Raw genomic sequence first — 19,863 nt, 5'->3', positions numbered from 1 at the left:
GTGACGCCGACCCTCGCGCTGGATGATTTCCTGACCGAAGCCCGGCAATCCGTCGCGCGGCAGGACATCGATTGCGAGATCGAGCATCTGATTGCCGTCGACGACCGCCATGTCGTGCTTCCCCCCGACGAGATCACGGGGCGGTTGATGACCCGCTTTGTCTACAATCGGCGGGGGAAGGGCCCCGGCGGCGCGCGGAACAGCGCGCTGGATCATGCGACCGGTGCGATCATATTCTTCCTCGACGCCGATGATCTATGGCCCGTCGACTATATCCGGCGTGTCGTTGCGGTTTATGCGGCTCATTCTGCGGTCGATTGCGTCTCGGTCGCGGGTCTGAGCTTTGGTGAGGCAATCGAACGGCCAAAGCTGACCATCCCCGCGCTGCCAAGCGGGATCATTCCCCGTACGACGATGGCATGGAACCCGATCGGTGGGCCCAGTGGGTTCAGTTATCGCCGCAATGCCGCGACCCGATCGGTCCGCTTCCAGGACGCGATCTACTTCCAGGATATTCTCTTCTATCTCGACCTGTTGCGGCAGGGGAGCGTCTTCTGGCGCGAAACGGGCGTATATTACTGGTACAGGCGTTCACCGGGGCAACTGATCTCCACCATCGCCATCGACAAGGTGCGCGCGTCGAGGATCCTGGTCGAGCAGTCGATCGCAAGGTGGTGCAACGCCGGCCTGACGCGGTGGGAGGCGGGAGTGGCCCATGTCCAGATCCAGCGCCTGAGCGCCAATCGCGAACGCCGCCGGGACTGGCGCAATACGTTGCTTCTGGTGGCGATGGCACCGGGCTGGGCCATCGCACAAGTTCGACGGCAGGCGCAGAACCGGCGTCTGGCCCAATGTCAATTGCGGGGGGCGTTGACCATGCCCGGCCGACATGCGGCATCCAGACCGGTCGGGTCGAGTCCTTTCCACGGCAAGCAGCAGGACACGATCGACCAACGAGATTAGGGTCAGGACCAATGATATGAGGATCGCGATCCTCATATCATTGGTCCTGACCCTAGTCCGATGGAGCCCATCTATCACCTGTGCGACTTAGTACCCGACCCAGAGTCGCTTTTGGTGCTCGAGCCAGAGGAGTTAGCAGGCTTACTGCTTCAGGCCTTCAAGATGAGCGGGCACAAGCAGTTTAGCCGGCATAATATCATGTTATCGTTTACGCACGGGACGCCCCCGCCGTACCAAGTACCTTACGCAAATCAAATCCCGCCTGTGATTGCCGAGGCCTGGGCATGGCTTGAACGCGAATGCTTGTTGATCACGAAGCCAACTGATCCGCTATGGCAGTTATTGAGTCGGCGCGCCGAGAGAATTGATACGCCTGCCGAATTCGAAGTTTATCGGGGCGCGAGCTCGTTCCTCCGATCTTTGCTTCATCCAAGCATTGAGAGGGAGGCTTGGCCGAGTTTCAGCCGCGGAAGGTTCGACACAGCCATATTCGAAGCATTTCGGGAAGTAGAGATTGCGGTTCGGGACGCTGCAGGTTTTGATCAGCATGACCATGGTGTCCCGATGGTGCGTCGAGCCTTCCACAAAGGCACCGGGCCTCTGGCCGAACGAAGCGTCGACGATGGCGAACGCGAGGCGACCAGTGCGCTATTCGCGGGTGCCATCGGGTCATATAAAAATCCCAACAGTCACAGGCGTGTCGGACGGGATGACGTCGCTGAAGTAGGCGAGCTTCTTTACGAGCAAGCCACCTGTTGAGGGTCGTCGAACAGAGGCGCAAGCGCTGGCAAGATCATCGGTTGGTGGATTTGGCATCTGAAGGGGACGGGGCGTGAGGCCTGGCTTCGTATAAACAAATCGGCTCTAACTGTATCAGCGTGACGCGCTGAGGCTCGGCACGTTTACGACCGATCCATTACCGAAATTTCAGATAACACCGAAGCGATGGCAGCTATCTGCCTGTAATCGCTGGTGACCCCTACGAGAATCGAACTCGTGTTTTCGCCGTGAGAGGGCGACGTCCTAACCGCTAGACGAAGGGGCCGTTTGCAGTGGAGGCGCGCAATTAGCGGGGGTGGGGTTGGGCGTCAAGCGGTTCCCGGCCGAATTATACAGAAATGTGAAAAGCGCGGGGCGACGGTCTCTGTCGCCCCGCGCTTTTCATGTCGATCAGGCGGCGTCCTTGCGGCGCTCCGCCATTTCCTCGTTCAGCATCTCGGCCAGCAGGAAGGCCAGTTCCAGGCTCTGGCCCGCATTCAGGCGCGGGTCGCAATGCGTGTGGTAACGATCGGCCAGCGACTGTTCGGTCACGTCGATCGCGCCGCCGGTGCACTCGGTGACGTTCTGGCCGGTCATCTCGGCATGGATGCCGCCCGCATGGGTGCCCTCGGCGCGGTGGACGGCGAAGAAGCCGCGCACCTCGGCCAGGATGCGGTCGAAGGGGCGCGTCTTGTAACCGGTCGCCGCCTTGATCGTGTTGCCGTGCATCGGATCGCACGACCAGACGACCGGATGGCCCTCACGCGTGACGGCGCGGACCAGCTTGGGCAGATGCGCCTCGATCTTGTCATGGCCGTAACGGGTGATCAGCGTCATGCGGCCCGGCACGCGACCGGGGTTCAGCGTGTCGAGCATCCGCAGCAGCGCTTCGGGCTCCAGGCTGGGGCCGCACTTCACGCCGATCGGGTTGCCGATGCCGCGCAGAAACTCGACATGCGACGACCCCTCGAAACGGGTGCGGTCGCCGATCCACAGGAAATGCGCCGAGGTGTCGTACCAGTCGCCGGTCAGCGAATCCTGCCGGGTCAGCGCCTGCTCATAGGGAAGCAGCAGCGCCTCGTGGCTGGTGTAGAAGCTGGTCTGCGCCAGCTGCGGCACCGAAGCCGGGTCGATGCCGCACGCGGCCATGAAGTCGAGCGCCTCACCGATACGGTCGGCCATCTCACTATATTTCTGCGCCCAGGGGCTGCGGCCCATGAAGTCATGGGTCCAGCGGTGCACCTGGTGCAGGTTCGCATAGCCGCCCTGCGCAAAGGCCCGCAGCAGGTTCAGCGTGGCGGCCGACTGCGCGTAAGAGCGCAGCATCCGCTGGGGATCGGGAATGCGCGCCTCGGGGGTGAAGGCGATGTCGTTGACATTGTCACCACGATAGCTGGGCAGTTCGACGCCGCCGACGACCTCGGTATCGGCCGAGCGCGGCTTGGCGAACTGGCCCGCCATGCGGCCCAGCTTCACCACCGGCAGCTTGGAGGCGAAGGTCAGGACGACCGCCATCTGCAGGATGACGCGGAAGGTGTCGCGGATGTTGTTGGCGCTATGCTCGGCAAAGCTCTCCGCGCAGTCGCCGCCCTGGAGCAGGAAACCCCGGCCCGCGGCCACCTCGGCCAGCTCGGCGGTCAGGCTGCGTGCCTCGCCCGCAAAGACCAGCGGCGGATAGGTCGCCAGCGTCTTGGTCGCGGCGTCCAGCGCATTCTGGTCGGGATAGCGGGGAAGCTGGCGCGCTTCGGCGTTGGTCCAGCTTTCGGGGGCCCAGTTCGCGGCCATGATCGTCCTGCTCTTTCGTCTTCTTGGTATGAGGGATCGCCCATGCGCCGAATCCGGCCCATACGCAACGAAGTTGGCGTTTGGGGCCCCCAAGTCACGCCCTTTGTTGCGCCTGATACGAGTTTGCGCCCAGCCGTGGCGGATTGCGGCGGCCCGCTTTGCGGATCACTGAGAGAAGGATTAGCAGGGGGGGGCACCATGTCGCGTAGCTCCATCCTGTCGTCGGCGGTCGTCGCCCTGTCCGCCCTGCTGCTGTCGGTGCCGGATCGGGCTCCCGCCGCGCCCCTGGTGTCGATCGCGAAATCCGACGACACCGCGCTGTTCGGGGCGATGCGCGATGCAGATCTGCGGCTGGGCGCGATCGCGTGGCGGCTGGCGACGGCCAATGCCGCCATCTGTCCTGACCGTGCGCCGACTCCGGGCCTGCTGATCCATGCGATCGACCAATATGATCCGGCGGTGCGCCGCGACCTGCCCGCGATCTTCGGCTTCGAAGGGCCCGTCGCGGTCGAGGCGGTGGTGCCGGGCAGCGCGGCGGCCAGGGCGGGCATCCTCGCCAACGACACGATCGCGGCGATCGACGGAAAGCCGCTGCTCCCCAATCCGGCGGGTGTCGCACAGGCGAACACGGCGACCCGCGACGCGGCACAGCGCCAGCTGGCGGCAGAGCCCGCCGACCGGCCGCTACGACTGACCATCATCCGCCAGGGGCAGAAGCGCGAGGTGACGGTGGCCGCGCAGCCGGGATGCCGGTCGCGTTTCGAGATGCTGATGGGGCCGGGCCTGACCGCCTCGGCGGACGGCGATATCGTGCAGATCGGTTCGCGCTTCTTCGAGAGGTTCGACGACCGGATGATCGCGGTCGTCGTCGCGCACGAATTCTCGCACAATATCCTGCATCACCGCGACCGTCTGGATGCGGCGGGGGTGAAGCGGGGCATCCTCTCCGAGTTCGGGCGCAACGGGCGGATGTTTCGCCAGACCGAGACCGAGGCGGATCGGCTGGGCGTCGTCCTGATGCGCAATGCGGGTTACGATCCGCAGGATGCGGTGCGCTTCTGGCGCGAGCATGGCGGCGAGGTCGATGGCGGTATCTTCCGCAGCCGGACCCATCCGTCCTCGTCGGCGCGCGCCGAGCTGGTGGCGGCGGAGATCGCCGCGATCCCTCCGGGTGCGCCGACGCCTTATCGCCCGCCGTTGCTCGACCAGTCGGGTAAAGCGCTCGATTGATGCGCGTGCGGGCCAAGCGCCTGCACGATCAGGCGTTTAACCAACTATTTGGAGTCGGCGGTTAGAGTTGGGGGCAATCGGGAGCGTCAGGGCTTTCGACCTGCCGGGATTTCACATGCTCTCTTCCATGCCCATACCCAAGAAAATCGGTTTGGCCTTCGCCGTCGTCCTGCTGTCCGTCCTGGTGATGATGGGCACCTTGTGGTGGGTGCTGTCACGGATCGAATCGACCAGTGCGCAGAGTGTGGCTGCGCAGGATGCCTATACCGCCACGCTGAACATGGAGGGCGGCGTTCAGCGCGAGAACAGTCAGATGCGCGGCTTCCTGATCACCGGGGACGAAGACTATCTGAAGCAATATTACGAATCGCGCGCCAGCGAGGGTGAGGCGGCGGCGATATTGGCCAAGTTCCTCGCTAGCAATCCACAGGCGCAGGCGCAGGCGGCGGACTCGCATGCCAGGATCCAGGAATGGCGGCGCGACATCTCCGACCCGCTGATCGCACGCAGCCGCACCGACCGCGAAGGGGCCCAGGCCTGGCTTCGCGCCAATAGCGAGCGGGTGCGCGTCACCTCGATCCTGCAGCCGTTGCGCGATCTGCGCACCGTGATGAAGGTCACGATGACGGCCGCGCGCGCCGATCGCAAGGCGACGCTGCGGGCGGGGCAATGGAGCCTGGTCATCGGTGGCTTGGTCATGATCAGCGTGGCGATCGCGATGGCGATGATGCTGTCGCGTGCGCTGGGCCGTCCCATCGTCCGGCTCACCGAGGTGATGGATACGCTGGCACGCGGTCGCAACGACATTGTCGTCCCGGATGCCGAGCGAGGCGATGAGCTGGGCAGCATGTCGCGCGCCGTGGTCGTGTTCCGCGACGCCGCCGTCGCCAAGGCACGCGCGGACGCCGAACAGAATGAGATGGTCGACCGTATCGGCCATGCGCTTGGCCGCCTGGCCGACTCGGACCTGACGACCCGGCTGTCGGGCTTCCCGCCCTCCTATGCGGCGATCGAACGCGACTTCAACACGGCGGTGTCGCGCCTGTCGGGTTCGCTGGGGGCGGTGCGGGTCAATGTCTCCGGGATCAACAGCGGCGTGATCGAGATGAACGAGGCCGCCGACGATCTGGCCCGCCGTGCCGAACAGCAAGCGGCCAGCATCGAGGAAACCTCGGCCGCGATGAACGAGATCGCGCAGTCGGTGACGGTGGCGGCGAACAAGGCGCAGTCGGCCGAAGTCATCGTCCGCAAGGCCAGCAGCGATGTCGCGCACAGCGAAGAGATCGTTCGCCGCACCGTTTCCGCGATCGGCGACATCGAACGCTCGTCCAACGAAATCGCCGACATCATCGCGGTGATCGATGGCCTGTCCTTCCAGACCAACCTGCTGGCGCTGAACGCGGGCGTCGAGGCGGCGCGCGCGGGTGACGCCGGCAAGGGCTTTGCCGTCGTCGCCTCCGAAGTCCGCGCACTTGCCGAACGCTCGGCCGAGGCGGCCCGCGATATCAGCGCGCGGATCACCACCACGGTCGACCGGGTGCGCAGCGGCGTGGAACTGGCCAACCGGACCGACGAGTCGCTGCGCCTGATCGCGAGCGGGATGCACGAGATCAGCGGGCTGGTCGAATCGATCGCGGGCGGCGCGTCGGAACAGGCGACCAGCATCCAGCAGGTCAATCTGGCGATCAACGACATGGACGGCGTGACTCAGGCCAATGCCGCCATGGTCGAGGAGGTGACCGCCGCCGTCCGCGCACTGTCCGCCGAAACCCATGCGCTGGACGATCAGATCAACCGCTTCCGCATCGACGAGATGGCCGCCACGCCGTCCGCCCCGATCGTGCCGATGCGTCGCGCCGCCAGCCCGGCCCCCGCTCCGGTTCGGCGCGCGGCCGCGCCGGTGCAGGGCAATTTGGCCGTGAAGCCGAGCGATGACGACTGGAGCAGCTTCTGATCGTGTCCTGACGCCGCCCTGTGGCTCTGGAAGGCCCGTGATCCCATCCGGCGGATTGCGGGCCTTTTCCATGTCCGTGCGCTTCGTCGCGGTACGGGTGCGGCGGGGGGAAGGGGGCGGGGATTGAAAGTCGCGGGCGGTCGGGGCAAGCCGCTGCCATGGATATTCCTCAACGCTACGCCGATTTCATCCAGTGGATCGGCGACGGTACCGGCATGGCCGACAGCCTGTTGCACGTTCATGCGGGCATGGCGGTGCTGTTCCTGGCGCGCATCCTGACCCGCAAGTCGCTGGCCACGCCGATCCCGCTCGCCTGCGTCGCGCTGGCCGAGGCGGGCAACGAGATTCTCGACCGCCTGCATTACGGGTCGTGGCGCTGGGCCGATACGCTGGGCGATATCGCCAACACGATGTTCTGGCCGACCGTGCTGTTCATCGGCCTGAGAATGCGATCCCCACGCGGGCGCCGCTGACAAAATCCGATTTAGTCAGTCATCGTAGCAACGCCCGATTGGTGTTACTTACCAGACTTCGGGTATGTTACTTACGAGATCAATGCCCTCTTGGGCGGGCAGCACCGGTTTCCAGTCCCAGCCCAGCGGATCGCCGTCCATCACCTCTACGCCAGCCGCGAGCAGCGTGTCGCGGATCGCGTCGGAGCGGGCGAAATCCTTGTCCGCCCGCGCGGCACGGCGATCGGCCAGATGCGACTCGATCGTCGCCTCGTCCAGCGTCGCCGCCTTGGGCCTAAGGCGAAGGTCGGCGCGGGTCAGCGTCGCCAACTGCAACCCCAGCGTGGCGTCGAAATCGCCCAGCGCCGCGAGTCGCACCCCCGGCGAGAGCTTCTTGTCGGCCAGCATCTCGTCCAGCACCGGCAGCGCGCGCGGGGTCGCGAGATCGTCGGACAGCGCGGCGTCCAGCCGCTCGCGATAGGTGGCCGCGTCGCCCTTTTCGGGGGCATCGGCACGGGTGCGCAGCCCCTCGACCGTCTGGACCAGTCGCTTGAGCCGGACCTGTGCCGCGGCCAGGCCGTCCCAGCCGAATTCCATTTCCGACCGATACTGCGCCTGGAGGCACATCAGGCGATAGGCGAGCGGGTGGAAGCCACGGTCGATCAGCGCCTGGAGCGTCAGGAACTCGCCCGACGACTTGGACATCTTGCCGGTCCGGTCGACCAGGAAGTTGTTGTGCATCCAGATATTGGCGCCGCTGTCCGCCGTGCAGCTATGGGCCTGATTCTGCGCGATCTCGTTGGGGTGATGGATTTCGCGGTGGTCGATGCCGCCGGTATGGATGTCGAACTGCGCACCCAGATATTGTTTGCTCATCACCGAGCATTCCAGATGCCAGCCGGGCGCGCCGGGACCCCATGGGCTGTCCCATTCCATCTGGCGCTGCTCGCCCGGCGCGGAGGCGCGCCAGATCGCAAAGTCGGCCGGATGCCGCTTGCCTGCGACGGGATCGATCCGGCTCTCGCCCTCATCCTCCTGATGCCGCGCCAGACGGCCATAGTCGGGCACCGTCGTCACGTCGAAATACAGGCCGTCGGGCAGGCGGTAGCAGTGCTTGTCCTCGATCGCCCTGGCGAAGTCGATCATCTGCGGCACATGCTCGGTTGCCAGCGGGAAGCGGGTCGGCTCGGCGATACCCAGGTCGCTCAGGTTCCGCTTGAAGGCATCGGTGTAATGCCTGGCGATCGCCCAGATATCCTGGCCGCTCTTCTTCGCGGCGGCCTCCATCTTGTCGTCGCCCGCATCGGCGTCGGAGGTCAGATGGCCGACATCGGTGATGTTGATGATGTGCGTCAGCGGCCAGCCCTTCCACCGCAGGACGCGCGACAGCGTGTCGGTGAAGACATAGGCGCGCAAATTGCCGATATGCGCGTAGTTATAGACCGTCGGACCGCAGGAATAGACGCGGACATTGTCCGGATCGATCGGCCGGAACGTCTCGGGCTGGCGGGTCAGGCTGTTGTACAGGGTCAGCGGGATGCTGGACGAAGAAGCGGTCGCGGTCATGCCGCCTGCCTTAGCCATGTCGGATGCGGCCCGAAAGAGGGCCCCGGTCCGGTTGAAGGCGGACCGGGGCTGGCGCGATGACAGGGGAGGCACCGCGCCGTTTCGTTCCTGCACCCGATAAAGCACAGAAACATGTCAGGGTGTCCGGCATACGGGAGTTAGCCGGACAGGCGTGCTTATAGGCGGGTCAGCCTCTCCACGGCATGACCGCTGGATGACAATGGCATTCATTTCAGGGCGCATTTCAGGAGGCTGGCATTGTGGCGGGCCGACGTGTTTGCCAGGGCGCTCATCAATCGGGCGGCGCAATTCGCGATCCAACGGGTTGTAATCGCCCTACCGCGCTGCTAGGAGCGCCCGACGATGCGGCCACAGTTGTTCTGCGGCCGCTTTATCCTGTTTTGCCGGAGCAATTCGTTTTTATGCAGATCATCGTTCGCGACAACAATGTGGATCAGGCCCTTCGCGCGCTCAAGAAGAAGCTGCAGCGGGAAGGCGTGTATCGCGAAATGAAGCTCCGTCGCCACTACGAGAAGCCGTCGGAAAAGCGCGCTCGTGAGCGTGCGGCGGCGGTGCGTCGTGCTCGCAAGCTGGAGCGCAAGCGCGCCGAGCGCGACGGCGCCCGGTAATAGACCGAGCGATCGAGGTCTCCCGCCCGATGGCCATGCTGGCCCGGGCGGGGCCTCGATCCGATCGGTGGCCGGTTCCCGATAGAGCGAATCGGCCCCTTGCCTTAAGGGTTGCCGCTCAGGGTGATCCGTTGAACGCCCACGCACAAAGCGAGAAGCAGGCATGTCCGTAACCGCTGTTCCCATTCGTCCCGTCCGGCGTTCCTATCTGGTCTGGATATGGGTGGCGGTGGCCGTCGCTCTCGTCGTGGCCGCGCTCCTGGCGCGTCAGGGCGATGCCGCCCTGCTGCGTGAAGCGCGTGGCGCGGGCGTGGTGACGACCGCTTCGGGTCTTCAGTACAAGGTGATCGAGCCCGGTCAGGGTGGTGCGCACCCGACCGCGACCGACGTGGCGCTGGTCAACTATACCGGCCGCCTGATCGACGGCACGGTCTTCGACGCCTCCAAGCAGCCGACGCCGATGCCGCTTTCGAGCGTGCTGCCCGGTTTCGCGGAAGCGTTGAAGTTGATGCCCAAGGGTTCGAAGTACCGGTTCTGGCTGCCCGCCAAGCTCGGTTATGGTGACCGTGCTAACGGCCCGATCCCGGCGAATTCGATGCTCGTCTTCGATGTCGAGCTGATCGACTTCATCCCCGAGTCGGTGCTGCGGCAGATGCAGGCGCAGCAGTCGATGATGGGCGGTATGCCCGGTGGGGTATCCGGCGGCGCTCCCGGCGCGCCGTCGCCCCGCTGATCGACCAGCCCCACATCCTGCCTTGATCGAACCGAGATCGCCGGAGCCCGCAAGGGTCCCGGCGATTTTGTTATGTGTGGCGTTCATCAACCAGCCTTGTGTCACATTCTTGAGGCAGCGCCGTGCAGTGGCCACTGCGGCTATACCCTGCGATCCGTCACCCCTTATTCCATGTCCTTCCGCCAAGGAGAGGGCATCAGCCGTCTGACGAAGGGGGGTATCTACCGAATATGTGGCCCGTCGACAGCACTGAGCAAACCTTATTCGCCCTTTGGAGGCGAGGAGTGAATATAGCGCGCCGGGACTGTCGCCCCCGTTCTGAGGGGCACTTATACTGCGCTGCAAGACGAAGTGGGGCAGGCTGCGCCTAACCGCAAACGCTCGCCAACGGCCTGTGAGCATCGGTTTTGCGACATTGCTTTGCAGAGGGTGGGGGGAGGCCCCGGTCGCGCTGGAGAAGGCGAGAGGTCAGCGGTGATGCATCGGCCGAAGCATCAAAATCTGCGGACCAAGCTCTACAAGCACGCTTCAGGGCGGACGGCAATACGGTCGACTTGGCCTCTGCCACCAAGTCGTCGCTAGAATTTGATCCACCTGATCTGAAATATTGTCCCGCCGTCCCGGCTTCCCGTCGGGGCGGTGCTTCAGCTTGACTGGATCAAAATCCCAAATTCATGTCGGAGGCGTCAGTTGATACGTAGGTCTCGCCAACACATCACAAGAGCAAGGCGACGGCATCAGTACTATGATCTTCACTAGACAAAAAAATAGCGGCCCGAAGGCCGCTATTCCTCTCAGCCGTAAGGCTGAAGCAACTTAGTTGCTGTCCGGCGAGTCGTCCGAATCGGCGACCACGACGATGCCCGCAACAACGGCAGCAGCTGCGAGAACCGCAACCAGGATGCCACCACCGGCCAGGCCGTTCTTCTTGGCAGCCGGGGCCGAAGCGCGAACCGACTTCGAAACCGAAAGGCTGGCAGCCGGATTCGCAGCCATTGCCGGAGCAACGGTCATCGAAACGGCGGCAGCGGCGACGAGAAACTTCCCAAGACGCATGTCGAACTCCCTTAAAATTGTCAGTGGGCACATGGCACGTCGACCGCGACATGGCAACCCTACCAACGTGTGTAGGGCAGTTATGCTCCCACACCGATGCGGCAATGCAACATTACTTCGCCGCACAACGGCTTATAGTGCGCTTTACCGCTAAACGGAATGCCCCGGCAAACGTTTCGCCTTGGTAAAGAGCCGTCAGGTGGAAAAAACATGACGCGTGGCATCTTCCAGCATCAGCGCGGTCAGGCGATCGCTGTGATAGGCGCCGGTATCTATACCAATTCGATGAGGCAGCATCTCCGCCTCTTCAGCCACGGTGTGACCATGGACGACCATCTTTTCCAACGGCGCGCGGTGGTCGAGAAAAGGGTCGCGAATCCAGCGGGTTTCGGCCGGCTTCTGCTCGGACAGCGGCACGCCGGGGCGGATACCCGCATGGACGAAGACATAATCGCCCATGATCAGGATTTCCTGCAGACCCGCCAGGAAATCGCGATGCGCCACGGGCACCCGCGCGTTCAGGCGGTCGGCGACTTCAGCATAGTCCAGCCGCTCATAGTCTTCCGCGCTCACGCCATAGCTTATCAGCGTCTCTCGACCGCCGATCCGGCAGAACAGCCGCAGGGCCTTGTCGTCGCCGTCGATCGCGCGAAGGAAGATTTCCTCATGATTGCCCATCAGGCAATGGACATGCGGATCGGCAGCGGCGAGCAGACGGACGCGCTCTACCACGCCCGCGGAATCGGAGCCGCGATCGACCAGATCGCCCAGGAACACCAGATGGCGCTCGGCAGGCGGCCGGGCCGCGTGATCGGCGTCGATTCTCGCCAGAATGTCATCGAGCAGATCGAGGCGACCATGAATGTCGCCGACCGCATAGACGCGCCGCCCCGGTGCCATGACCGGCACGAAGGCTGGCGCGCGCTTTCGTAGATTCAGTAACTTGGCAAGCATGAAGGGTCTGGTTTCCGCAACTCGCGGTTGTCCTTAGGCTTCCCCGCTTCCCCGTGCAATGCGGCGTGACGGTCAGGCCTGGTCGGGCCAGAGCCCCCGCGTATCCAAGACCGCCTTGCCTCGCCGCTCGTCCAGGGGAACGGATCGGAAAATATCGTGATCGACCAGAACGACCATCGCCTCGCAAGTTTCCAGCGCGGTGTCGATATCGATCAGCCGGGCGCCGGTGCCGTCAAAGGCGCGGGGCAGGGTGGTGGCATAGGGTTCGACGATATGAATGCGCTCGCCGAACCGGGCCGCCAGCGCCGCAGCGACCTTCAGCGCCGGGCTTTCGCGGAAATCGTCGATATTGGCCTTGAAGGCGAGGCCCAGACAGGCGACCGGCCCGTCCTGCGCCTCGACCATCGCGGCGGCGCTGGCGATGACATGCTCGGTCTTGCCATCGTTCACTTCGCGCGCGGTGCGGATCAGCGGCGTGTTGGCGGGGTCGGCCGCCACCAGGAACCAGGGGTCGACCGCGATGCAGTGGCCGCCGACGCCGGGGCCGGGCGACAGGATGTTGACGCGCGGATGGCGATTGGCCAGCCGGATCACCTCCCACACATCCACGCCCAGCGTATCGGCGACCAGGCTCAATTCGTTGGCAAAGGCGATGTTGACGTCGCGAAAGGCGTTTTCGGTCAGCTTCGTCATCTCCGCCGCGCGCGCGGTGGTGGTGACGCAGGCGCCGCGCACGAAGCGGCGGTAAAAGGCCAAGGCTTTGCGGGCGCAACGCGGCGTGATGCCGCCGATCACCCGGTCATTGTCGATCAACTCGACCAGGATACGACCCGGCAACACGCGTTCGGGGCAATAGGCGATGGCGATATCGGCCTGTTCGCCCGGCCGCGCCGCGCCCGGCATCCGCAGGTCGGCGCGCAGCTCCGCGATCAGGTCGCGGACCTTTTCGGTGGTGCCCACCGGCGAGGTCGATTCGAGGATGACTGTGTCGCCGGTCTTCAGCACCGGTGCGACGGCGCGCGCGGCATCGAGGACATAGGTGATGTCGGGCTGGCGATCCTGGGTGAAGGGCGTGGGCACCGCGATGACGAAGACATCGGCGGGCGCGACGGACAGCGACGCCTTCAGGCTGCCGCGCGCGACGACGCCGGACACCAGGCCGTCAAGGTCGACCTCCTCGATATGCACGCGGCCCGAATTGATCGTCTCGACGACCGAGGGAGTAACGTCGACGCCAGTCACCATGGCACCGGTGCGGGCGATGACGGCGGCGGTGGGCAGGCCGATATAGCCCAGGCCCATCACCGTGACCGAAAGCTCAGAGTCCAAGGGCATGCGCGATGATCCTGCTGATCTGCCGGGCGGTATCGCCGCGGCCATAAGGGTTGTGGGCCTTGGCCATGGCGGCATGGCGGGCGGGCTGGTCGAGCAGCGCCAGCACTTCATCGACGATGCGGTCCTCGTCGGTGCCGATCAGCCGCGCCGTGCCCGCCGCCACGCCTTCGGGGCGTTCGGTGGTTTCGCGCATCACGAGGACCGGTTTGCCGAGTGCGGGCGCCTCTTCCTGTACTCCACCCGAGTCGGTCAGGACGATATGCGCGGCGTCGAGCGCGCGGACGAAATGCGGATAGTCGAGCGGGGCGATGCGCGCGATCGCCGGGTGATCGCCCAGCACCGCGTCCATCACCGCGACGACATTGGGGTTGGGATGGACGGGAAAGAGGATGCCGACATCGGGCCGATCGGCGATCCGGCGCAGTGCGCGGGCGATCGCGGCCATGCCGTCGCCGAAATTCTCCCGCCGGTGGGTCGTCACCAGGACGATCCGCTTGCCCGCCAGTCGGTCCAGCACGGCGTCGAGGCCCCCGGCCAGTGCGGGGTCGGCGGCGATCCTTTCCCTCGTCCAGTGCAGTGCGTCGATCACGCTGTTGCCGGTGACATGGATCCGTGCCGGGTCGATCCCCTCGGCCTTCAACGCCCCCGCCGCCGTGTCGGTAGGCGCGAAGTGCAGCGCGGCGATCGGCGCGATCATCCGCCGGTTCACCTCTTCGGGCCAGGGCTGGTAGATGTCGCCCGAGCGCAGCCCGGCCTCGACATGCGCCACCGGAATCTTGCGATAATAGGCCGCCAGCGCACCCGCCATGGCGGTGGCGGTATCGCCCTGCACGACGACCATCGCAGGCCGTTCGGCATCCATGACCTCACCAAGGCCGGTGAGCAGCCGTGCGGTCAGCCGGTCGAGCGACTGGCCCGGCTCCATGAGGTCCAGATCGTGATCGGGCTTCAGTCCGGCGATATCGAGCACCTGATCCAGCATGCCGCGATGCTGCGCCGTGACGCAGATTCGCACCGGTGCCGCGCCGCTTTGCGCCAGGTCATTGATTACCGGGAACAGTTTGATCGCTTCGGGCCTTGTGCCGAAAACGATGAGGATCGGTGCAGCTGTCATCGGCCGATTCATAACCTGTCGTTTTTAAGGACACCCTAACCGCATAGGCCCCGCAATGGGCTATGTCGCTGCGCAACATATGGTTAAGGACGAAATGATTCAGGGAGGTTTCATGACGATCAAGAAGGTTCGCAAGGCGGTATTTCCGGTGGCGGGTCTGGGCACGCGGTTCCTGCCGGCGACCAAGTCTATGCCCAAGGAGATGTTGACGGTCGTCGACAAGCCGCTGATCCAGTACGCGGTCGAGGAAGCGCTGGAGGCAGGGATCGAGCAGATCATCTTCGTCACCGGGCGCGGCAAGGGCGCGCTGGAGGATCATTTCGACATCTCCTACGAGCTGGAAGCGACGATGAAGGCGCGCGGCAAGAGCCTGTCCGTCATCGAGTCCATCCGCCAGAAGCCCGGCTCGCCCGTCTATGTCCGTCAGCAGGAACCGCTGGGCCTGGGCCATGCGGTGTGGTGCGCGCGCGAGATCGTCGGCGACGAGCCGTTCGCGGTGCTGCTGCCCGACGAGTTGATGGTCGGCGGCTTCATGAAGCAGATGGTCGAGGCCTATGATCAGGTCGGCGGCAACGTCATCGGCGCACTCGAAGTGCCCGACAGCGAGACCGACAAGTACGGCATCATCTCGCCCGGCAAGCAGGACGGTCGCCTGACCGAAGTGACAGCGCTGGTCGAAAAGCCCAAGGGCAAGGCGCCGTCGAACCTCATGATCCCCGGCCGCTACATCCTGCAGCCCGAGGTGATGCAGATCCTCGACGCGCAGGAGCCGGGTGCGGGCGGTGAGATCCAGCTGACCGACGCGATGGCCAAGCTGATCGGCAACCAGCCTTTCCACGGCTTCACCTTTGATGGTCAGCGTTACGACTGCGGCGACAAGGCGGGCTGGCTGACCGCGAACCTGGCGCTGGGCTTGGCACGCGACGACATCGGTCCCGTGGTGCGGGAGTTCGCCAAGACCTTGCTCGGCTGATCCGGGTTTATCGGGTCGTGGAAGAGGGGCGGGGCCGAAAGGCCACCGCCCCTTTCTCATTTCTCCCCAAGCTTGCTTGGGGAGGGGAGCCATCGCGTCAGCGATGGTGGAGGGGCATCACCGCTCACCCCGCCGGGCGAGCCAGCCGAAGGTCAGCAGGATGACCGTCGGGCACAGCATCGTATTCCAGACGTCGAACCAGCTCGCAGGCAGATTGCCCTCGTCGGTGGCGTAGAAGGGTTGGAGCAGATCATAGGCTTCGTTGATCGTCTCGATGATCAGCACGGTCAGCCAGCAGCGCCAGTCCCAGGGCTTGCGCCGCAGGATCAGCGCCGACACGGTCAGGATCGCCATGCCCGCATAGGCGTGCAGCGTGCTGTCGGGCAGGCCGGTGACCTGGCCGATCCAGCCCTTGTCACCGGTCCAGTCGAACCAGCCGGGCGGTGGCGTGGGGCGCGCGCTCATGCCGCCACCGCATGAGGCTGCGCACAGCGACAGCCGGGGTCCTTGGGCAGGGCAAGCGTGCGGAAGCGCAGACCGAGCAGGTCGGCGATCAGGATGCTGCCCGCCGTATCGCGCCCGAACGGCGCAATGGCGCGCAGCGTTTCCAGCGCGGCCAGGCTGCCCATGATGCCCGTCACCGGCCCCAGCACACCGTCATCGGCACAGGTCAGCCCGGCCTGGTCCGCCGTGTCCCCTACGAAACAGCGGTAACAGGGCTTGTCCGCCTCCCACCCACGATAGAGCGCCAACTGCCCCTCGAACTGGCCGACCGCTGCGGACACGAGCGGAATGCGCAGCGCCAGTGCGGTGTCCGCCACCGCCAGCCGGGTGGCGAAATTGTCGCATCCGTCGAGGACTACATCGGCCCCGTCGATCAGTGCGGCGACGTTTTGCGGCGTGACGCGCGTGCGGTGCACCGTCACCGCGACATGCGGGTTCAATCGCGCGACCCGCGCGGCGGCGGCGTCCACCTTGGGGGTGCCGCAATCTTCGGTGGCGAAGATCGTCTGGCGTTGCAGATTGGACGGCTCGACCACGTCGTCGTCGATCAGGGTCAGCGCACCGACCCCGGCGGCGGCAAGATACTGGATTGCGGGCGAGCCGATGCCGCCTGCACCGATCACCGCGACCCGGCCCTGTTTCAACCGGATCTGTCCACCTCCGCCAAATTCACGCAACACCATGTGGCGGGCATAGCGGGCCAGTTCGTCGTCGGTCAGAATCATCCCGGCCATGTATAGGTGATGACGGTGCGATACCAGCGATCGCCCTCCATCATCGTGCGGTGCGCCAGATGACGGATCATCCGCTGGGTCACGCCCGCGCTATATTGCTCGACCGTGGGGCAGCCGATCGCCAGCGGCACGACGTTCTCGGCGCCACCGTCGGCGGCACTGATCCGCACGGCCAGCGGCACGACCAGGACATTCTGGCCATCGACCTGCCGCGACCGGGGACAGCGGCCCGCCGCCACCTCGCCCCGGACGAAGCGGACCATGTCGGGCTCGGCCGGGGGCAGGGTGATGGCGGTCAGCGTTGACCAGTCGTGCGGTGGCTCGGCGGCGGCGGCGGGGGGCGGCGTCACCTGGACGAGCGCGACGAGCAGCAGCGGGGCGATCATCGACCGGTCGATCCGAAGCCGCCGTCACCCCGCTGCGTCGAGTCGAGCTGGTCGACTTCCACCAGTGTGGCGCGCTGGACCGGGGCGGGGACCAGCTGGGCGATACGCTCGCCGCGCACGACTTCGAACGGCTGCTCGCCCAGATTGGCGAGGATCACCTTCACTTCGCCGCGATAATCCTCGTCGATGGTGCCGGGGGTGTTGAGGCAGGTGATGCCGTTCTTCAGCGCAAGGCCCGAGCGCGGGCGCACCTGTACCTCGTAACCGGGCGGAATCGCGATGGAGAAACCAGTCGCCACGGCGACCCGTTTGCCGGGTTCCAGCGTCAGCGACTCGGCGGCGACCACGTCCATGCCCGCCGCGCCGGGCGTCGCATAAGCGGGGAGCGGAAGCCCTTCGCCATGGGGCAAGCGTTTGAGGGCAATGGAAATCGGTGCAAGCGTCATGGTCGCCCTTGTAGCGCATCCGCGATGCGTTGCGCGAGCCCCCTGGCGACGTCGCCCTTGGCCATCCGCTCCCAGCTTTCCACGCCGTCGGCGGTGACCAGGTGGACCCGGTTCGCCTCGCCGCCGAACACGTCGCCGGACACGTCGTTGGCGACGATCCAGTCGGCGCGCTTGCGCAGGCGCTTGGCGACGGCGTGTTCGATGACGTTCTCGGTCTCGGCGGCAAAGCCCACCACCAGTTTCGGCCGATCGGGCGAGGCCGCGACGGTGGCGAGGATGTCGGGATTCTCGACCAGCGCCAGCGCGGGTGTCGCGCCGCCGTCCTTCTTCACCTTCTGCCCCGCCGCCTCGACCCGCCAATCGGCGACGGCGGCGACCATCACGGCGGCATCGGCGGGCAGCGCGGCCGCGACCTGCTCGGCCATCTGGCGCGCGGTCTCGACATCGACGCGGGTGACGCCCGCCGGTGTCGGCAAGGTCACCGGTCCGGCGACCAGCGTGACGCGCGCACCCAGATCGGCGAGCGCCCCCGCCACCGCAAAGCCCTGTCGCCCCGACGAGCGGTTGGCGATGTAGCGGACCGGGTCGATCGGCTCGTGGGTCGGACCCGCCGTGACCAGTATGTGGCGTCCCGCCAGCGGACGGTGCGCGGGGGCCAGCTTCGCGGCGATTGCGGCCATGATGGCGGACGGCTCGGGCAGGCGGCCGGGGCCGAATTCGCCGCAGGCCATCATGCCCTCGTCCGGGGTCATCACGTCGATGCCGTCGGCGCGAAGCTGTGCGACGTTGCGCTGCGTCGCAGGGTGCAGCCACATACGTACGTTCATCGCGGGCGCGACCAGCACCGGCGTGTCGGTCGCCAGCAGCAACGTCGTCGCCAGGTCATCGGCATGGCCGCCCGCCATGCGTGCCATCAGGTCGGCGGTGCCGGGGGCGACGACGATCAGGTCGGCCTCGCGGCTGAGCTGGATATGTCCCATCTCGGCCTCGTCCTTCAGGTCCCACAAAGTGGTGAAAACCTGGTTTTCGGACAGCGCGGCCAGCGTCATCGGCGTGACGAAATGGCTGCCCCCCTCGGTCAGGACGCAGCGGACGCCATGCCCCGCCTTGCGAAGCAGGCGGATCAGTTCGCAGGACTTATAGGCGGCGATGCCACCGCCGACGATCAACAGGATATGGCTCATCGCACGACTCGCGTTACGGTGATGCGCCGCCGGTCGCGTGCGGCAAGGACCAGGTCCCGTATGCCGTCGGGCGCGAAGACGATGCCAAGGAAGAACAGGGGCGACAGGCCCAGCACCATGGCGGGCGATCCGGTCGCCGTTGCCAGCAATGCATAGACGATCATCGTCGCCCCCACCCGCCGCGCCACCGGTTGCCGCCAATGCACCCAGCCCAGTGCGGCCAGCACCGCCAGCGGTACGACGACCGCCATCGGCAGGAAACCGACCGCATGGGTCGCGGCAATCGACGCGATCAGCGTGCCGGGTGCGATGGGATGGAAGGGGCCTTCCATCGCCGGATCGATCGCCGACACCAGCCCGGACAGGGCCTGGCCATGCGCCGCCAGCACCAGCAGCGCGATGGCCAGCGCGACGACCCAGCCGATCGCCTCACGCCGTGCACCCGCCCGCGCCGCGAGCACCAGCATGACGATCGCATGGGGCAGCGCCATCGGCGTCAGGATCATCGCGGCCAGACCCAGCGCCGCCGCGCTGGTGCCGCCCTCCGGCCGTCGCTGGACGAGCGAGAGGGCGATCAGGATCCCGGCCCAGCTTTCGGGTACGGTCACCATCGGCAGGTCCGCGAGCGGAACCAGCCCCGCGATCAGCAGGACGGCCAACAGCGCGGTGGCCATCTGCCCTTCCAGAACGGGCACCACCCGCCGCAGCCAGCCCGCAATCACCATCAGGCCCAACAGCAGCATCGCACCGCGCCACACCAAAGGCGGCAGCGCGGCGAGCGTGACGAACAGGGCGGGCAGCGGCACCGCGAACAGATCGGGCCGCAGCGCCCGCTCATTGTCGCGCAACGCATCCAGGGCGGCGGGATAATAGGACTGGCCATGCCGGACATGGTCCAGGATCGTGGTCGTCACCGAAGCCAGGCGCTCGGCCACCGGCTCGAACGCCCCTTGCGTGGCATAGCCTATCGCGACCAGCAGGATCAGCAGCGCCAGGACGCCCCGCGCCAGCATCGGCGACAGGCCCGTCAAACGTCCCGGCTGGCTCAACCAGAGCGGCCGGATCGTGCGGCGGAGCGGGGCGGGGGGCGTTGTGCCCTGCATCCT

General features: G+C 65.8%; 20 protein-coding genes and 1 tRNA gene. 8 read left to right on the top strand and 13 right to left on the bottom strand.

The features are described 5' to 3' along the window. Both SOM26_RS09845 and SOM26_RS09840 read left to right on the top strand, forming a co-directional pair. A complete protein-coding gene (locus SOM26_RS09845; protein ID WP_320452537.1) occupies window positions 1–963 on the top strand; it encodes a glycosyltransferase family 2 protein in 963 nt (320 codons plus the stop codon). A gap of 60 nt (window positions 964–1,023) precedes the next feature. Continuing rightward, a complete protein-coding gene (locus SOM26_RS09840; RefSeq protein WP_320452536.1) occupies window positions 1,024–1,722 on the top strand; it encodes a TIGR02391 family protein in 699 nt (232 codons plus the stop codon). 211 nt (window positions 1,723–1,933) lie between these two features. Here SOM26_RS09840 and SOM26_RS09835 read toward each other — a convergent pair. Further along, window positions 1,934–2,008, bottom strand: a tRNA-Glu gene (locus SOM26_RS09835). A 125-nt stretch (window positions 2,009–2,133) separates the two neighbouring features. Further along, a complete protein-coding gene (locus SOM26_RS09830; protein WP_320452535.1) occupies window positions 2,134–3,507 on the bottom strand; it encodes a class II 3-deoxy-7-phosphoheptulonate synthase in 1,374 nt (457 codons plus the stop codon). 198 nt (window positions 3,508–3,705) lie between these two features. Here SOM26_RS09830 and SOM26_RS09825 point away from each other — a divergent pair, with 198 nt between their 5' ends. The 3 genes from SOM26_RS09825 (at window position 3,706) to SOM26_RS09815 (ending at window position 7,164) form a co-directional block, all read left to right on the top strand. Then, window positions 3,706–4,737 (top strand): M48 family metalloprotease, encoded by a 1,032-nt coding sequence (locus SOM26_RS09825; protein ID WP_320452534.1) that lies wholly within the window; start codon window positions 3,706–3,708, stop codon window positions 4,735–4,737. Window positions 4,738–4,888: 151 nt separating this feature from the next. Next, window positions 4,889–6,691, top strand: coding sequence for a methyl-accepting chemotaxis protein (locus SOM26_RS09820; RefSeq protein WP_320452533.1), 1,803 nt, complete (start codon window positions 4,889–4,891; stop codon window positions 6,689–6,691). A 158-nt stretch (window positions 6,692–6,849) separates the two neighbouring features. After that, window positions 6,850–7,164, top strand: coding sequence for a hypothetical protein (locus tag SOM26_RS09815; RefSeq protein ID WP_320452532.1), 315 nt, complete (start codon window positions 6,850–6,852; stop codon window positions 7,162–7,164). Window positions 7,165–7,212: 48 nt separating this feature from the next. Here SOM26_RS09815 and cysS read toward each other — a convergent pair whose 3' ends face one another. Further along, a complete protein-coding gene (gene cysS / locus SOM26_RS09810) occupies window positions 7,213–8,709 on the bottom strand; it encodes a cysteine--tRNA ligase (RefSeq protein ID WP_320452531.1) in 1,497 nt (498 codons plus the stop codon). 422 nt (window positions 8,710–9,131) lie between these two features. On the opposite strand from cysS, the gene rpsU reads away from it, so the two are divergent. Both rpsU and SOM26_RS09800 read left to right on the top strand, forming a co-directional pair. Continuing rightward, a complete protein-coding gene (rpsU, locus tag SOM26_RS09805) occupies window positions 9,132–9,338 on the top strand; it encodes a 30S ribosomal protein S21 (protein ID WP_007404630.1) in 207 nt (68 codons plus the stop codon). A 163-nt stretch (window positions 9,339–9,501) separates the two neighbouring features. Then, window positions 9,502–10,071, top strand: a complete 570-nt coding sequence (locus tag SOM26_RS09800; RefSeq protein ID WP_320452530.1) for an FKBP-type peptidyl-prolyl cis-trans isomerase — start codon at window positions 9,502–9,504, stop codon at window positions 10,069–10,071. Window positions 10,072–10,887: 816 nt separating this feature from the next. On the opposite strand, the gene SOM26_RS09795 is transcribed toward SOM26_RS09800, so the two are convergent. From SOM26_RS09795 to wecB, 4 genes are all read right to left on the bottom strand, one after another. Further along, entirely contained in the window at window positions 10,888–11,127 is a 240-nt protein-coding gene (locus SOM26_RS09795; protein ID WP_320452529.1) for a hypothetical protein, read from the bottom strand. Window positions 11,128–11,322: 195 nt separating this feature from the next. Beyond that, window positions 11,323–12,081, bottom strand: a complete 759-nt coding sequence (locus tag SOM26_RS09790) for a metallophosphoesterase family protein (protein WP_320452528.1) — start codon at window positions 12,079–12,081, stop codon at window positions 11,323–11,325. Between the two features lie 72 nt (window positions 12,082–12,153). Then, a complete protein-coding gene (wecC, locus tag SOM26_RS09785) occupies window positions 12,154–13,416 on the bottom strand; it encodes a UDP-N-acetyl-D-mannosamine dehydrogenase (protein ID WP_320452527.1) in 1,263 nt (420 codons plus the stop codon). After that, window positions 13,400–14,530 (bottom strand): non-hydrolyzing UDP-N-acetylglucosamine 2-epimerase, encoded by a 1,131-nt coding sequence (gene wecB / locus SOM26_RS09780; RefSeq protein ID WP_320452526.1) that lies wholly within the window; start codon window positions 14,528–14,530, stop codon window positions 13,400–13,402. Before wecB ends, wecC begins: the two co-directional genes overlap by 17 nt. Window positions 14,531–14,642: 112 nt before the next feature. Here wecB and galU point away from each other — a divergent pair, with 112 nt between their 5' ends. Then, window positions 14,643–15,503: a UTP--glucose-1-phosphate uridylyltransferase GalU gene (galU, locus tag SOM26_RS09775; RefSeq protein WP_320452525.1), complete on the top strand. Its 861-nt coding sequence runs from the start codon at window positions 14,643–14,645 to the stop codon at window positions 15,501–15,503. Window positions 15,504–15,620: 117 nt separating this feature from the next. Here galU and SOM26_RS09770 read toward each other — a convergent pair whose 3' ends face one another. From SOM26_RS09770 to SOM26_RS09745, 6 genes are read right to left on the bottom strand one after another with little or no spacing between them, the layout of a single operon-like run. Next, window positions 15,621–15,968 (bottom strand): hypothetical protein, encoded by a 348-nt coding sequence (locus SOM26_RS09770; RefSeq protein WP_320452524.1) that lies wholly within the window; start codon window positions 15,966–15,968, stop codon window positions 15,621–15,623. Continuing rightward, window positions 15,965–16,732: a HesA/MoeB/ThiF family protein gene (locus SOM26_RS09765; protein WP_320452781.1), complete on the bottom strand. Its 768-nt coding sequence runs from the start codon at window positions 16,730–16,732 to the stop codon at window positions 15,965–15,967. The genes SOM26_RS09770 and SOM26_RS09765 overlap by 4 nt, the downstream gene beginning before the upstream one ends. Continuing rightward, window positions 16,729–17,127: a hypothetical protein gene (locus tag SOM26_RS09760; protein ID WP_320452523.1), complete on the bottom strand. Its 399-nt coding sequence runs from the start codon at window positions 17,125–17,127 to the stop codon at window positions 16,729–16,731. The genes SOM26_RS09765 and SOM26_RS09760 overlap by 4 nt, the downstream gene beginning before the upstream one ends. Beyond that, entirely contained in the window at window positions 17,124–17,573 is a 450-nt protein-coding gene (gene dut / locus SOM26_RS09755; RefSeq protein WP_320452522.1) for a dUTP diphosphatase, read from the bottom strand. The genes SOM26_RS09760 and dut overlap by 4 nt, the downstream gene beginning before the upstream one ends. Continuing rightward, the gene (coaBC, locus tag SOM26_RS09750; protein WP_320452521.1) at window positions 17,570–18,757 is read right to left on the bottom strand and encodes a bifunctional phosphopantothenoylcysteine decarboxylase/phosphopantothenate--cysteine ligase CoaBC; all 1,188 of its coding nucleotides are present in this window, start codon (window positions 18,755–18,757) and stop codon (window positions 17,570–17,572) included. Before coaBC ends, dut begins: the two co-directional genes overlap by 4 nt. Next, window positions 18,754–19,860 carry a hypothetical protein gene (locus tag SOM26_RS09745; RefSeq protein WP_320452520.1) on the bottom strand — a complete coding sequence of 369 codons (1,107 nt, stop codon included), beginning with the start codon at window positions 19,858–19,860 and terminating at the stop codon, window positions 18,754–18,756. The genes coaBC and SOM26_RS09745 overlap by 4 nt, the downstream gene beginning before the upstream one ends. Window positions 19,861–19,863 lie beyond the last annotated feature (3 nt).

It is taken from the genome of Sphingomonas sp. CFBP8993 (assembly GCF_034044895.1).
Classification (GTDB): domain Bacteria; phylum Pseudomonadota; class Alphaproteobacteria; order Sphingomonadales; family Sphingomonadaceae; genus Sphingomonas.
This window is presented reverse-complemented; position numbering and strand designations above follow the sequence as displayed.

What these genes read in the sequence shown, in the direction of transcription:
- SOM26_RS09840 (WP_320452536.1), top strand. Translation starts at nt 1,024, where the DNA reads ATGGAGCCCATCTATCACCTGTGCGACTTAGTACCCGACCCAGAGTCG.
- SOM26_RS09830 (WP_320452535.1), bottom strand. Translation starts at nt 3,507, where the DNA reads ATGGCCGCGAACTGGGCCCCCGAAAGCTGGACCAACGCCGAAGCGCGC.
- SOM26_RS09825 (WP_320452534.1), top strand. Translation starts at nt 3,706, where the DNA reads ATGTCGCGTAGCTCCATCCTGTCGTCGGCGGTCGTCGCCCTGTCCGCC.
- SOM26_RS09815 (WP_320452532.1), top strand. Translation starts at nt 6,850, where the DNA reads ATGGATATTCCTCAACGCTACGCCGATTTCATCCAGTGGATCGGCGAC.
- cysS (WP_320452531.1), bottom strand. Translation starts at nt 8,709, where the DNA reads ATGACCGCGACCGCTTCTTCGTCCAGCATCCCGCTGACCCTGTACAAC.
- rpsU (WP_007404630.1), top strand. Translation starts at nt 9,132, where the DNA reads ATGCAGATCATCGTTCGCGACAACAATGTGGATCAGGCCCTTCGCGCG.
- SOM26_RS09800 (WP_320452530.1), top strand. Translation starts at nt 9,502, where the DNA reads ATGTCCGTAACCGCTGTTCCCATTCGTCCCGTCCGGCGTTCCTATCTG.
- SOM26_RS09795 (WP_320452529.1), bottom strand. Translation starts at nt 11,127, where the DNA reads ATGCGTCTTGGGAAGTTTCTCGTCGCCGCTGCCGCCGTTTCGATGACC.
- SOM26_RS09790 (WP_320452528.1), bottom strand. Translation starts at nt 12,081, where the DNA reads ATGCTTGCCAAGTTACTGAATCTACGAAAGCGCGCGCCAGCCTTCGTG.
- wecC (WP_320452527.1), bottom strand. Translation starts at nt 13,416, where the DNA reads ATGCCCTTGGACTCTGAGCTTTCGGTCACGGTGATGGGCCTGGGCTAT.
- wecB (WP_320452526.1), bottom strand. Translation starts at nt 14,530, where the DNA reads ATGACAGCTGCACCGATCCTCATCGTTTTCGGCACAAGGCCCGAAGCG.
- galU (WP_320452525.1), top strand. Translation starts at nt 14,643, where the DNA reads ATGACGATCAAGAAGGTTCGCAAGGCGGTATTTCCGGTGGCGGGTCTG.
- SOM26_RS09770 (WP_320452524.1), bottom strand. Translation starts at nt 15,968, where the DNA reads ATGAGCGCGCGCCCCACGCCACCGCCCGGCTGGTTCGACTGGACCGGT.
- SOM26_RS09765 (WP_320452781.1), bottom strand. Translation starts at nt 16,732, where the DNA reads ATGATTCTGACCGACGACGAACTGGCCCGCTATGCCCGCCACATGGTG.
- SOM26_RS09760 (WP_320452523.1), bottom strand. Translation starts at nt 17,127, where the DNA reads ATGATCGCCCCGCTGCTGCTCGTCGCGCTCGTCCAGGTGACGCCGCCC.
- dut (WP_320452522.1), bottom strand. Translation starts at nt 17,573, where the DNA reads ATGACGCTTGCACCGATTTCCATTGCCCTCAAACGCTTGCCCCATGGC.
- coaBC (WP_320452521.1), bottom strand. Translation starts at nt 18,757, where the DNA reads ATGAGCCATATCCTGTTGATCGTCGGCGGTGGCATCGCCGCCTATAAG.
- SOM26_RS09745 (WP_320452520.1), bottom strand. Translation starts at nt 19,860, where the DNA reads ATGCAGGGCACAACGCCCCCCGCCCCGCTCCGCCGCACGATCCGGCCG.